11 protein-coding genes are annotated in these 12,621 nt (G+C 46.2%); 6 read left to right on the top strand and 5 right to left on the bottom strand.

The annotated features are described in order from the left end of the window. The first annotated feature begins 3 nt into the window (after nucleotides 1-3). On the top strand, nucleotides 4-198 hold the full coding sequence (locus QUA01_RS22780; RefSeq protein WP_333092538.1) for a hypothetical protein: 195 nt from the start codon (nucleotides 4-6) through the stop codon (nucleotides 196-198). 102 nt (nucleotides 199-300) lie between these two features. Here the strand turns inward: QUA01_RS22780 and QUA01_RS22775 are convergent, their stop codons facing one another. The 3 genes from QUA01_RS22775 to QUA01_RS22765 all read right to left on the bottom strand — a co-directional run bounded on the left by QUA01_RS22775 (nucleotide 301) and on the right by QUA01_RS22765 (nucleotide 1,868). Then, nucleotides 301-645, bottom strand: a complete 345-nt coding sequence (locus QUA01_RS22775) for an anthrone oxygenase family protein (RefSeq protein WP_333092536.1) — start codon at nucleotides 643-645, stop codon at nucleotides 301-303. A 203-nt stretch (nucleotides 646-848) separates the two neighbouring features. Beyond that, entirely contained in the window at nucleotides 849-1,367 is a 519-nt protein-coding gene (locus QUA01_RS22770) for a GNAT family N-acetyltransferase (RefSeq protein WP_333092534.1), read from the bottom strand. A gap of 96 nt (nucleotides 1,368-1,463) precedes the next feature. Further along, the gene (locus tag QUA01_RS22765; RefSeq protein ID WP_333092533.1) at nucleotides 1,464-1,868 is read right to left on the bottom strand and encodes a hypothetical protein; all 405 of its coding nucleotides are present in this window, start codon (nucleotides 1,866-1,868) and stop codon (nucleotides 1,464-1,466) included. A 644-nt stretch (nucleotides 1,869-2,512) separates the two neighbouring features. On the opposite strand from QUA01_RS22765, the gene topA reads away from it, so the two are divergent. From topA to QUA01_RS22745, 4 genes are all read left to right on the top strand, one after another. Then, nucleotides 2,513-5,236: a type I DNA topoisomerase gene (topA, locus tag QUA01_RS22760; RefSeq protein ID WP_333092532.1), complete on the top strand. Its 2,724-nt coding sequence runs from the start codon at nucleotides 2,513-2,515 to the stop codon at nucleotides 5,234-5,236. Nucleotides 5,237-5,842: 606 nt separating this feature from the next. After that, complete coding sequence (locus tag QUA01_RS22755) at nucleotides 5,843-6,946, top strand: HindVP family restriction endonuclease (protein ID WP_333092531.1); 1,104 nt, start codon at nucleotides 5,843-5,845, stop codon at nucleotides 6,944-6,946. 25 nt (nucleotides 6,947-6,971) lie between these two features. Beyond that, nucleotides 6,972-7,976 (top strand): DNA cytosine methyltransferase, encoded by a 1,005-nt coding sequence (locus tag QUA01_RS22750; protein ID WP_333092530.1) that lies wholly within the window; start codon nucleotides 6,972-6,974, stop codon nucleotides 7,974-7,976. A 467-nt stretch (nucleotides 7,977-8,443) separates the two neighbouring features. After that, nucleotides 8,444-8,743: a hypothetical protein gene (locus QUA01_RS22745; RefSeq protein ID WP_333092529.1), complete on the top strand. Its 300-nt coding sequence runs from the start codon at nucleotides 8,444-8,446 to the stop codon at nucleotides 8,741-8,743. Nucleotides 8,744-8,774: 31 nt separating this feature from the next. On the opposite strand, the gene QUA01_RS22740 is transcribed toward QUA01_RS22745, so the two are convergent. Both QUA01_RS22740 and QUA01_RS22735 read right to left on the bottom strand, forming a co-directional pair. Then, entirely contained in the window at nucleotides 8,775-9,197 is a 423-nt protein-coding gene (locus QUA01_RS22740) for a DUF5615 family PIN-like protein (protein ID WP_333092528.1), read from the bottom strand. Between the two features lie 4 nt (nucleotides 9,198-9,201). Further along, complete coding sequence (locus QUA01_RS22735; protein ID WP_333092527.1) at nucleotides 9,202-9,405, bottom strand: hypothetical protein; 204 nt, start codon at nucleotides 9,403-9,405, stop codon at nucleotides 9,202-9,204. 573 nt (nucleotides 9,406-9,978) lie between these two features. On the opposite strand from QUA01_RS22735, the gene QUA01_RS22730 reads away from it, so the two are divergent. Continuing rightward, nucleotides 9,979-12,456, top strand: coding sequence for a phosphoketolase family protein (locus tag QUA01_RS22730; RefSeq protein WP_333092562.1), 2,478 nt, complete (start codon nucleotides 9,979-9,981; stop codon nucleotides 12,454-12,456). The last annotated feature ends 165 nt before the right edge of the window (nucleotides 12,457-12,621 follow it).

The following is a 12,621-nucleotide window of genomic DNA, read 5'->3' as shown; positions in this document are numbered from 1 at the left end:
GAAATGGCTGTAAAGGGCAGCGAATTCGTAAAAATTCTTTACCAAACACCGATTGTAGCGGATTACAGCTTTGCCAGCTTAGTTGGGCGGGTGTTTGTTGCTGTTGAGTCGGCGGGGAGTCTGCCACAAAAGCGATCGCACTGCGGAAAAATCGCCATTGCGGCCGATCGGGCAAATTTTTTTTCCTTCACCCCTTGACACCGAGGCAACGTAAGGCGTTTAGGATTGATTGATTGGCGATCGACTCTGAACAGAAAGGACGAAAGGTATGCAACCTGCAACGGGCTGACTGTCGCTTTGTCAGGGGTAACGGAGGGCGATCGCCAAGACTGCTGATGCCGCTAGCGCTGCTGCCGATCGAATGTGATTCCAGATTGTCCAGTTAACAAGGTAGCTGGCCCACAGCCTCGCGCCCTCAGCACTGCCTGGATCGACTTTTGCCAGCGCATCGTTCAGCGGTACATTACAGGCGATCGTCACTCCCACCGTACCGACGAGATACAACAAGCTACCGATCAGCAAATAGATAGCACTTGTTTGAGGCCATTTGAATGAGGAGAAAGCCAGAAAAATGCAAGCCGCAGCCGTTCCAAAAAGCGCCGTCATAAACAATGGATTGATGACTGCAATATTGATCGATTGCATGGCCGCAATCCCCTGCGCCGGCGGGAGTCGGCCAAGGGCGTTCATCACGAAGGTTGAGAAGGCGAAAAAGACTCCGGCTATCAGGCCACAGCCCAGTACCGCGAAAAGTTTCAATATCAAAAGCGACTGGTGAGGAATTGTCATAAAGCCTCTTTTCTCGTGCGATGCTTCTGTACCAGAGCAAGTTATTGAGCTAACTGTCTTTACTGCGGTGCGATCGCCCTTTGATTCTCCCAATCTGCTCGGTTGAGGCGGTAAACAAAGCAGTCATCGTCGCCAAACCGTCGCGGTTCCACAAATTGGAAACCAAAACGTTCGTAGAAACGGTGGGCGCGGGTATTGTTCGCAAGCGGATCGATCGTTACAGCCGTCACAGCAGAGTCGGCGAAACATCGATTAAGTGCAAGCTGCATCATTTGTGTTCCGTAGCCTTTGCTCAATTCTTTCTCCTCTCCGATCCAGATGTCAATAGCGCGGAGATTCGCAGCAACATCATCACCCCAGTAGTGACTCTCCTCAAGTGCCGGATCGATAATTTGGATAAATCCGATCGGGCGATTGTCGATTTGAGCAATCAATTGCTCCCTCCAGTCGGGAGTGCGATCGAGTTCTATCTCCCAGTGCCAGTCATCGTTCGGATCTGAGACAATTATGTGAGGTTGCTCGTCCCAGCGTCGCAATAAATTTAAATCTGCAGGGGTAGCGGGGCGTAAATTTATCATGGCTTGTTTGCATCTAAAACTTGTTGCAGCTTTGCTGTCGCGCACAAACGATCGCCTTTTTGGCAGACATCTGCAGTTTTGCGAAAGAGGCGATCGCTAAATCACGGAAACCACTGGATAATTATAACTCTCTTTCACCACTAAGCCATCCTTCCAATAGCCGATCGAGAGCTGGTTGCTCTTCGTGTCAATTATTTGACCGTCTATTTTAGTTGTAAAGTCATTATACCAATTTGCGATCACTACAAAATCATAATCTTTTTCGGCGGCCACAGCAATGTCTTGACTAATTAATTTTGATTCTCTAAATTCCACCAACATCTCATTAAAAAAATATTCTCTCCCTTGACGGCACGCTTCTTTACCCTCGGTAACAGTTCCGTCACCTTCAATCATCACAATATCTTCGGAGTAATATTTATCTAAAACTGCGGATGTTTGAAAACTAGCGACCAAGTTATTGATATCTGCTAGCTTGAGCTGTAGTTCTTCCAATGTCATAAAAAATTACTTCACGCGATCGATAAATTGGGAGCATCTGAGTTTGGATTTCACTCTCGTTAAGAGTCGGAGAGTTCGTTAGATATGACTGCAGGCACTCAATCGCTTTCCTCGGAATGAAAATATCTGCGTTGCATCTGTGTGTATGTGCCTCACATCTGCGGTTGAATTATCAATCGAAAATTTACGCAAATTTGTAAGGCGTTCCCAAAATCGTATCAAAAATTAGTCCCACAATATTTGATGTTAGCTGGCGATCGCCAATCGGTCAAATAGTCGATCGCGCTTCTAGTCTTTTTGCAGGGAAACCATCAAATCTATCCCAATCTAAAATCTAAAACTTAAAATCTAAAATTGAGGAACCATCCGCCCGCATCCAACAGTCTCAGCATCCAGTTACCTGCAATTCTGCTACAGTCAGTCATGACATCCCCGTGCATCTTCCAGAGACAAGAGTTCCCAGCCTCTGCGCCGACTGCAGTAAAATCCCATCAGCTTGTCACCTGCAACCCGATCGGCAATAACTTAAAAATTAAGGTAGTTTGAAAATAACCCCCTAAAGTACCCATAGGCCTTGACATCCGACCTACACTCTGTAAATTAGACACTCTAACTGCGCCGCCATCCATATATAAAAAGATGCCATGTCAACTTTAGTCATCGTCGAATCTCCCACCAAAGCCCGTACCATTCGCAACTTCCTGCCCTCCACCTACCGTGTAGAGGCATCAATGGGCCACGTCCGCGACCTCCCATCCTCCGCCGAAGAAATACCAGAAGCCGTTAAAGGAGAAAAATGGGCGCAACTAGGCGTCAACGTGGAAGCAGACTTTGAACCGCTTTACGTCATCCCCAAAGATAAAAAGAAAATTGTTAAAGAACTCAAAGACGCCCTCAAAGACGCCACAGAACTGATTCTAGCCACAGACGAAGACCGAGAAGGCGAAAGCATTTCCTGGCATTTGCTGCAAATCCTCAAACCCAAAGTTCCCATCAAGCGGATGGTATTTCACGAAATCACCCGCGAAGCCATCCGCGACGCCCTCACCCACTGCCGCGATATCGACAATCGAGTTGTACAGGCCCAGGAAACTCGCCGAATTCTCGATCGACTCGTCGGCTACACACTCTCTCCGCTACTGTGGAAGAAAATCGCCTGGGGTTTGTCCGCAGGGCGAGTCCAGTCAGTCGCAGTCAGGCTGTTGGTACGCCGGGAACGGGAACGCCGCGCCTTCCGCCAAGGCAGCTACTGGGATTTGAAAGCCGTTTTGGAAAAGGGCAAAATTTCCTTCGATGCCAAACTCGTCACAGTCGGGAACGTGAAAGTTGCCAACGGCAGCGATTTTGATGAAAATACCGGGCAAATTATCGCAGGCCGCCGCGTACTTTTGCTCAACGAAGACCAAGCCAGGGCTTTACTCTCGCGCATTCAAAACAAACCCTGGACTGTTAGCAATATCGAAGAACGGCCAGTCACCCGCAAACCCTCGCCGCCGTTTACGACCTCGACTTTGCAGCAGGAGGCTAACCGCAAGCTGAGGCTGGGTGCGCGGGAAACTATGCGAATTGCCCAAAGTCTCTACGAACGCGGTTTTATCACCTATATGCGGACGGATTCGGTGCATTTGTCCGAACAGGCGATTACGGCCGCCCGCAGTTGTGTGCAAGAACTTTACGGCAGCGAATATCTCAGCCCCCAACCCCGCAAATACACGACCAAAAGCAAAGGCGCCCAGGAAGCCCACGAAGCTATCCGCCCGGCCGGCAGCACTTTTCGGACTCCGCAGCAAACGGGATTGGATGGCGTGGACTTCCGCCTCTACGATTTGATTTGGAAGCGGACTGTGGCTTCTCAAATGGCCGATTCCCGCCAAACTCACGTCACGCTACAAACTCAGGTAGAAGATGCCGGTTTCCGTTCCAGCGGGAAACGCATTGATTTTCCCGGCTTTTTGCGCGCCTACGTCGAAGGTTCCGACGACCCGGATGCGGCTTTGGAAGACCAAGAGGTGATTTTGCCGGCGCTGAAGGTGGGGGATAAACCTAATTGCAAGGATTTGCAGGCTGTGGGGCACGAAACTCAACCTCCCGCCCGCTATACGGAGGCTTCTCTGGTGAAGATGCTAGAAAGCGAGGGGGTTGGCCGTCCGAGTACCTATGCGAGTATTATCGGTACAATTGTCGATCGGGGATACGCGAAATTAATAGCTAACGCCCTGATTCCGACCTTCACTGCTTTCGCCGTCACTACTTTATTAGAAACACATTTCCCCGATTTAGTAGACACGGGTTTTACTTCCCGCATGGAACAAACCCTCGATGAAATTGCCACCGGTGAGGCGAAATGGCTGCCGTATTTGCAAAAGTTTTATATCGGGGAAATGGGACTTGCTACCCAAGTTAAGGAACAGGAAAGTCAGATTGACGCGAAAGTTGCTCGAACTGTGGTATTGGAGAATATTGCGGCGAAAGTTTGCATCGGCAAATACGGCGCTTACCTGGAAGCTGAAAGCGAAGAGGGCCAGGTGAAAGCATCGATTCCGCAAGATTTGACTCCGGCTGATTTAGACCCGGAAAAAGTGGAGTTTCTGTTAAAGCAAAAGACGGAAGGCCCGGAAAAATTGGGTCTTCACCCGGACACTGGGGAACCGATTTATGTGTTGGTTGGCAATTACGGCCCCTACGTTCAGTTGGGGGATGTTTCGGAAACGAATAAGAAACCGAAGCGTTCTTCTTTACCGAAGGGGACTGATAAGGATAGTGTGACGGTGGATATGGCGGTGAGTTTGTTGACTCTACCTCGCCTGTTGGGCACTCATCCGGATACGGGGGCGAAGGTGCAGGCTAATTTGGGGATGTACGGGCCTTATGTTGTGCACGACCAGGGTAAGGTTGGTAAGGATTATCGATCGATCAAGCCGCCGGATGATGTTTTGACGATCGAGATCGATCGGGCATTAGAGTTATTATCGCAGCCGAAAGCCGTGCGTGGCAGCAAATCAGCGACACCTTTGAAGGAATTGGGCGCGCATCCAGAGTCGGGAGAACCCTTGAATGTTTACGATGGCCGCTACGGCCCTTACGTGAAACACGGGGATATCAATGCTTCTTTGGCTAAGGATGAATCTGTGGAGAATTTCACCTTACAAAGAGCACTGGAATTATTAGCAGCGAAGGAAGCTGCGGGCGGCGGCAAATCTAGCAAGTCGAAGAAGTCTAGTAAGACTGCGGCGAAGTCGGAAACTGCAACTGAGAAGACTGCGGCGAAGAAAACGACTGCTAAGAAGACGACGACTGCGGCTAAGAAAACGACTGCTAAGAAGGCGACGACTGCGACAAAGACGAAGAAAGCAACTAAGTCAAGTTAGTTTAGTTTTCACTCATCGAGAAACCCGGACGGTGTAGGGGCGGTGCCACCGTGCCCGCCCGGGTTTTTTGTTGGTAAAATACTGCAAAAATTTAGGTTTGTAGTAAGGACTTCAGTCCTTAAAATTGGGTTAGAGTGTCGTAGGGCGATCGGAGTTTTTCAACAAAGAGCTGTTTGGGCGATCGCTCCATATTATAATGGAATTTTATCGTAAAAAAACAGGAGTCAATTTCGGGAATATATTGGAAAAATATCCATCAGAAACTTACAGGTTATTGGGTGTAAAGTGCGATCCAGCGATCGGTAAAATTTTGATAATTTTCTAGTTTATAACTTGACAAAACACAAAATATGCGGTATTTTTACTTGTTCGTCCCGCATTTTGGAGTTAACGCTTAGTTAGAGGCCTAAGATATCCGCAGACATTACCGCAAAGTTATTGGTAGTGACCTATTAGGCATAATCATTGGCAGTCGAGGAATTGAACCGTTGTAGTTACGGGTAATACTTTTTGGGGACTTAGGTTAGATATAATGTTGTGACTAGATCGAACCCTCTTCCTATCGCAGTTCCGTAGTGGATAATTTTCTGTCGCAAAACATTCCGTATGATAATCAAACCTAGTTTATTGGGCGTAGAACCCGGTCTATTTGGATTAGAAAAGGGACGCTCTAATCGAGATTTTTCTAAACAGGAAAGTTGGGGAAAGAATAAATTTAACAATGCTTTTCCCGTATCTTTATCTTGCTACATGGCTAGCAAATGCTTGAAGCCAGTCTACTTAATTTTAGATGCAAATGCTCGCATTAAACATGAAAAAATAGATGTTTCTTCTATTTTTGGGTTAAATCCATTTTCATCGGAACTTTTCTTTGCTTTTGAAACCGACTTTACACCCTACAGAACAGTTGTTACGGGTAAAATGCCAAGAACGGATCTAGTAACACTTAACAAAAGTACAGGAACTGCCTGTTTGCACAGCTTAGAAGTCAAGCTCACGGCATTACCTGATAATTCAACTTACAAGTTGGCAGAAAATAAGTACGGCTGTGAAATCGTTGTTAGACCTACTACTCTTGTTTATCTGGCACTAGGAATTGCATACAAATTTAAGCATTCCCCAGAAGTATTACTTAACTATTTAGATCCTAGCTCTGTTCGCAGAGTGTCATCTTGGTGGGATGAAAAAAATATTAGAGGTTACACTTTAGATTTGGTAAGTGATATAGATCGGATTTTAATGTCAGTATTAGGCTTACAAGAACCATTTGTTTTGCAACCAGTTTGGAAAACAATTGGAAGAACAGTGAAACTGCACGAAAATTGTTTGGATGTCTTTGTCTGGAGCGATTTCGCATTCACAAGACTTTTCTTTAATGCAGCAAGGGATGCTTTGATTAAAAAGCAAGAAATAGATCGGTATGCAAGGTCTGTTATTTGGCTGTCAAGAATGCTTCTTGATTTTGCCCTTGAGGGTAGAATTCCTCATGCAGATATTATGAAAGCACTTTCCTACAATGCTCAAACTGATAAGGCATTTGCACTAAACGGTGCTAACACCAATCAATATATGGCTTGTGCAGAACTGACAAGTCCTAGAATTAAAAAAAATGAGATCAGCAATATTGTTCTTGGTGGTGGACAAAACTTTCTCAGTCCTGAAAGACGACTTGATGCTGCTCTTCTCAGCAATCCAGAATTATTTAATTAGAGCCGTGAATATGTTAAAAACCAAAATGGAAACTAAACCAAAAAATCTTACAGTTGTAGATCTTTTTTCAGGCTGTGGTGGGTTGTCACTCGGAATTCAAAACGCTGGTTTTGATGTGATTGCAGGTTTTGACAACTGGGAGCTAGCTATTAATGTTTATCAGCAAAACTTTAAACACCAAGCATTTTTGATTGACCTGAGCAATCTTCAAGGCCAGTTTGACATTATTAAAAGGTTTAACCCAGACATCATAGCTGGAGGCCCACCCTGTCAAGATTTTTCGAGTGCGGGAAAAAGAGATGAAAATCTAGGTAGAGCAGATTTAACTATTTCTTTTGCTGAGATTGTTGCGTTTGTCAAGCCTAGATTTTTTATCATGGAAAATGTAGATAGATTTGTAAGAAGCACGAAATATCAAGAAGCAAAAAAAATATTTCAATCTGCTAACTACGGCCTCAGTGAAAAAATACTTCGGGCTAGTTTATGTGGTGTTCCGCAAAGTAGAAAAAGATTTTTTTGGATCGGTGAACTTGATGGGGAAGATAAAAAAATAGAGCCTTATTTGGAAAAAAATCTGGCAACTGAACCTCTGACTATCAGGCAATATTTTAATAGTATAGGTAAGGCTTTAAATGTCGATCATTATTACAGACATCCGAGAAGTTATCAAAGGCGTGGCGTGTTTAGTGTTGACGAGCCTAGCCCAACAGTTAGAGGAGTTAACAGACCGATTTCCAAGACTTATCAACCTCATCCGGGTGATTCAGCTTTGGTCTCATCAAATGTACGTCCTTTAACTACTATTGAAAGAAGTTATATACAAACTTTTCCCGATAATTTTTTATTTCAAGGTTCTAAAACCGCTCTCGAACAGTTAATTGGTAATGCTGTGCCTGTTAAACTTGCTGAGTATGTCGCTCGTTGTCTTGCTCGGTATATTGAAGATTCTGATGTTAATGTTTCTCTGGAAGAGGTGAGGCTAGAACAAGTGGATAAAAGCTTTATTCAACTGTCTTTAATAGATGTTTAAATGTATAGGATATAGTTCAAATTTTAATTTGGGCATCTAACAATTTAAATGCAGCGGACGGACTAGATATCCTGGTGTCGAGTTCAAGGCGATCTGTTGTTGATTTGAGCTTAGATTAGTAAATTTTTTACTCATACATAAACCGGGTTTATTAAAAAATGCCGAGTTTATTGATTGATAAAACACTAAATTTACTTACCAAAATAGGTTCGAGCGTTAGGATTTCATTGCTTTAAATTATCTTATTTTTTGTCATAAATATCGGGGCGGTTCGATCGCACGCCCCGACATTTGTGAGACATATCAACTCAAACCCTTGTCAAGCCTAGCTTTTGGGCTGGCTTGTCACCAGTCGGCAAAATCAGCCTATTTACTTATTGACAATTGCTCTTCTCTGTTAAATTGTCAGGGATATAACATAAAAGTTAAAAAATGTATCAAAAACAACAGAAAGTACCAAATGTTTTATGTACGGCCCTACAATAGAGAAACGAAACAAGAAAAGAGGCGCGATCGCTATGAGTATCAATGAAGACCTGGATTGGGAAGAAGCATTTGAGTACAGAGCGGGCTTGACAGTGGAGTTGAAGTCCCAGCCAGGGGTTTTGCATACGATCGCTTACTATGAAGTGATGATGGTACCGCCCATCTGGTTAGAAAATGACCCGCGTCCCCGGTATCCTCACGAACTGCTAGTCGTTTCGCAGCAGCCAAGTGTGTCCAATAGTTGCCAAATTTCACAGTGTCCTGTTTTAGTCGCGTCTTAGGTTTTTCAGCGGGAAATATCGGCGATGGCTTTTAGCAAACAATCAAACCGATGCAGTAATTTTCGGATTGACATTGCTTTGCATTACGGTGTGCCGATCGACTTAAGATATAGATGGCGGTGACTGTGCGATCGACTCGAATCAATTTTCCCCTCAGAGTCTCAGCAGTAGATATCGCATCATTCATATTAGCAGTCTGTCTAGCAATACCGTTATTTTGCGTGCAGGGAGGAATACCGCATCGCTTAGGTTTCAGCTTGTGCCGTTGAAAGAAATCGCGCCGGTTGACAATCAAAACAGCCCGATTTTCAACGATCGCAAATGCGCTAATACATCCTCGATCGAATATTCTAGCGTTTCCTGCTGGTCGAACAGTCACGACATCGGGTTCAAAAGAACGCAGGTTATGCGCGACTTGTCGGGGAAAGTCTTCGCCTGCATAGATACGCGCCATAGATTTATGGGATATTTTTAGGTATATCTAAGATTTCGTCAGCCTCGTCTTGCAGCCTGATTGCTTTCTCAATGTCGTCAGGGTAAGCTTCAGCATAAGCCGAAACATTTACTAAATCAGCAGCACCCAGATGGAGATAGCAATCTACGATATAGCCTTTTTCAAACAGGTGAGGAGTTGAGAAAGGCGATAATTCTGGGACTGTCACAGAGCTTATTTAATTTATGAATGTAAAAAATGAATTGAGCGCGTGCGATCGCCCTCGATCACTTTTTACATTTATTATTTAGATTTATTATTAATATTTCTGACCTCTACCTGAAGCAGAATTTTTCACAACTTGCACGGCACAGCCGGCGACGCACAGTATATATAGCAATCCTAAATCATTTGTGAATTTCTTACTCCCTCCCCTTAATAAGGGGAGGGTTGGGGTGGGGTAAAAAACTTTACGACTCCTGCAAGGATTGCTATAGCGATCGACCCGCAGCCCGCGCCCTACAAAAACTCTTGCATAATTCCTATTTTCTATTGCATAATTCCTTGAGCCCTCGCTAGTTGCCGCCTTTCTTCCGTTAAAATAGCGCGATGTTTAGTAAAATATTAAGATTCATTTAAACTTTGATACAGACAAAAACGATATACAATTCAATTGTTTGTGACAAAAATAGGGAATAAAAATAGCAAATATGATCGATCGCAAAATATGATCGATCGCACTTGCCAAACAACTTCCCAAACAATTTTTTCCAAACAACCAAAACTCAGGAGTCAACAGCCGATGATGCTAGAAACCACCGAGAGCCCCCAATTAAAACCGCTTTCCGACTCAGAAGTTCACAAAATGAACGCCTACTGGCGGGCGGCAAACTACCTATCCGTCGGACAAATCTATCTCCTCGACAATCCCCTACTCAAAGAACAACTCAAACTCGAACACGTCAAACCCAGACTCCTCGGACATTGGGGGACAACTCCAGGCCTCAACTTCATCTACGTTCACCTCAACCGCATCATCAAAGCCCAAGACATCAACGTCATCTACATCGCAGGCCCCGGACACGGCGGCCCCGGCTTGGTGGCCAATACCTATCTCGAAGGCACCTATAGCGAATATTACTCCAACATTTCTGAAGACGAAGAAGGGATGAAACGGCTGTTCAAACAGTTCTCGTTTCCCGGCGGTATCCCCAGCCACGTCGCGCCGGAAACTCCGGGTTCGATTCACGAAGGCGGCGAACTCGGCTACGCCCTCGTCCACGCCTACGGGGCGGCCTTCGACAACCCAGATTTGATTGTGGCGGCGGTTGTCGGCGACGGGGAAGCAGAAACGGGCCCGCTGGCTGCTAGCTGGCATTCTAACAAGTTTCTCAACCCGGTTCGGGACGGGGCCGTGTTGCCGATTTTGCACCTCAACGGCTACAAAATTGCCAATCCGACGGTGTTGGCCCGCATTCCGCAGGAGGAATTGGAAAGTTTGATGGTTGGTTACGGCTACAAACCTTATTGGGTGGAAGGTTCAGACCCGGAAACGATGCACCAGTTGATGGCTGCAACTATGGATGCGGCGATCGGCGAAATTAAGGCGATTCAGGAAAAAGCCCGGACTCAGGGCTATTCGGGCCGCCCGCAGTGGCCGATGATTGTGATGAAGACTCCCAAGGGCTGGACTGGGCCGAAGGAGGTTGACGGGAAGAAAACTGAGGGCTCTTGGCGATCGCACCAAGTCCCGTTAGCTGAAATGGCTTCTAAGCCCGGACACGTCCAACTCCTGGAAGATTGGATGAAAAGCTACAAGCCGGAAGAACTCTTTGACGACAAGGGCCAACTGATTCCAGAATTGGCGGAACTCGCACCCAAGGGCGATCGGCGGATGGGGGCAAATCCCCACGCTAACGGCGGCAAGCTGCTGCGAGACTTGAAAATGCCAATTTTTGCAGACTACGCCGTAGACGTGCAAAAACCAGGGGCTGTGATTGCAGAAGCAACCCGCGTTACTGGCCGTTTCCTGCGGGATGTGATGAAACTCAATCAGGAAAACGCTAATTTCCGAGTTGTCGGGCCTGACGAGACGGCCTCAAATCGCCTCGATCCGGTGTTTGAAGTGACGAGTCGGGAGTGGATGGCCCAAACTTTACCGGAAGATGACCACCTCTTCACCCCCGACGGCCGCGTGATGGAAGTCCTCAGCGAACATCTTTGTCAGGGATGGCTGGAAGGCTATTTGCTGACAGGAAGGCACGGATTTTTCTCTTGCTACGAGGCGTTTATTCACATCATTGATTCGATGTTCAACCAACACGCTAAATGGTTGAAAACTACTCGCGATATTCCTTGGCGCAGACCGATCGCCTCTTTGAATTATTTGCTAACATCTCACGTTTGGCGGCAAGATCACAACGGTTTTTCTCACCAAGATCCGGGTTTTATCGACCACGTAATTAACAAGAAAGCGGAAGTGGTGCGGATTTATTTGCCGCCTGATGCGAACACTTTGCTGTCAGTAACTGACCACTGTCTCCGCAGCCGCAATTACGTTAATGTGATTATTGCAGGGAAGCAGCCGGCTTTGCAGTATTTGGATATGGATGCTGCGATCAAACACTGTACGACTGGCCTCGGTATTTGGGAATGGGCTAGCAACGATCGAGGTGGCGAACCTGATGTGGTGATGGCTTGCGCGGGCGATGTTCCGACGCTGGAAACTTTGGCTGCGGTTGATATTCTGCGCCGAGATTATCCCGAGTTAAAAGTGCGGGTGGTAAATGTGGTGGATTTGATGACGCTGCAGCCTACTAGCGAACATCCGCACGGTTTGTCCGATCGCGATTTTGATGCTTTGTTCACGAAGGATAAGCCTGTGATTTTTGCTTTTCACGGCTATCCTTGGCTGATTCACCGCTTGACTTACCGCCGGACTAATCACTCGAATATTCACGTTCGCGGTTACAAGGAAGAGGGTACGACTACTACGCCGTTTGATATGGTGGTGATGAACGATCTCGATCGCTTCCATTTAGTTGGTGATGTACTCGATCGCGTTCCCAAACTGAGTTCTGTAGCAGCTTACGGCAAACAAGCTATCCGTGACAAGCTGATCGAGCACACGCAGTATATCACTGAGCACGGCGATGATATGCCGGAAATCCGTGACTGGAAGTGGCCACACGGGGGCCCGGTTTCGCCGGAAGCGCCGAAGGAAACGAAAGATCCGACGGCGACACCAGATCAAACCGTGCGATCGGGTGCACCTGGATAGGGGCGATCGCTTGTAGATACAAGGGGCGATTTTACCAATAACACGCGATGCAAAAATAAAGTCCTCACAAATTGAGGGCTTTTTTTCTTTTTTCCTAATTAACACTCATCATGTGTAGATTTAAAGCGTGTTTTAAAATTAACACTCATAGTGTGTAGATTTTCA

Source organism: Microcoleus sp. S36a_B3 (genome assembly GCF_036700745.1).
Lineage (GTDB): Bacteria > Cyanobacteriota > Cyanobacteriia > Cyanobacteriales > Microcoleaceae > Microcoleus.
Note: the sequence above shows the minus strand (reverse complement) of the source record. Positions and strands in the feature narration are given on the sequence as shown.

What these genes read in the sequence shown, in the direction of transcription:
- QUA01_RS22775 (WP_333092536.1), bottom strand. Translation starts at nt 645, where the DNA reads ATGCAATCGATCAATATTGCAGTCATCAATCCATTGTTTATGACGGCG.
- QUA01_RS22750 (WP_333092530.1), top strand. Translation starts at nt 6,972, where the DNA reads ATGGAAACTAAACCAAAAAATCTTACAGTTGTAGATCTTTTTTCAGGC.
- QUA01_RS22765 (WP_333092533.1), bottom strand. Translation starts at nt 1,868, where the DNA reads ATGACATTGGAAGAACTACAGCTCAAGCTAGCAGATATCAATAACTTG.
- QUA01_RS22780 (WP_333092538.1), top strand. Translation starts at nt 4, where the DNA reads ATGGCTGTAAAGGGCAGCGAATTCGTAAAAATTCTTTACCAAACACCG.
- QUA01_RS22745 (WP_333092529.1), top strand. Translation starts at nt 8,444, where the DNA reads ATGTACGGCCCTACAATAGAGAAACGAAACAAGAAAAGAGGCGCGATC.
- QUA01_RS22730 (WP_333092562.1), top strand. Translation starts at nt 9,979, where the DNA reads ATGATGCTAGAAACCACCGAGAGCCCCCAATTAAAACCGCTTTCCGAC.
- topA (WP_333092532.1), top strand. Translation starts at nt 2,513, where the DNA reads ATGTCAACTTTAGTCATCGTCGAATCTCCCACCAAAGCCCGTACCATT.
- QUA01_RS22755 (WP_333092531.1), top strand. Translation starts at nt 5,843, where the DNA reads ATGATAATCAAACCTAGTTTATTGGGCGTAGAACCCGGTCTATTTGGA.
- QUA01_RS22740 (WP_333092528.1), bottom strand. Translation starts at nt 9,197, where the DNA reads ATGGCGCGTATCTATGCAGGCGAAGACTTTCCCCGACAAGTCGCGCAT.
- QUA01_RS22770 (WP_333092534.1), bottom strand. Translation starts at nt 1,367, where the DNA reads ATGATAAATTTACGCCCCGCTACCCCTGCAGATTTAAATTTATTGCGA.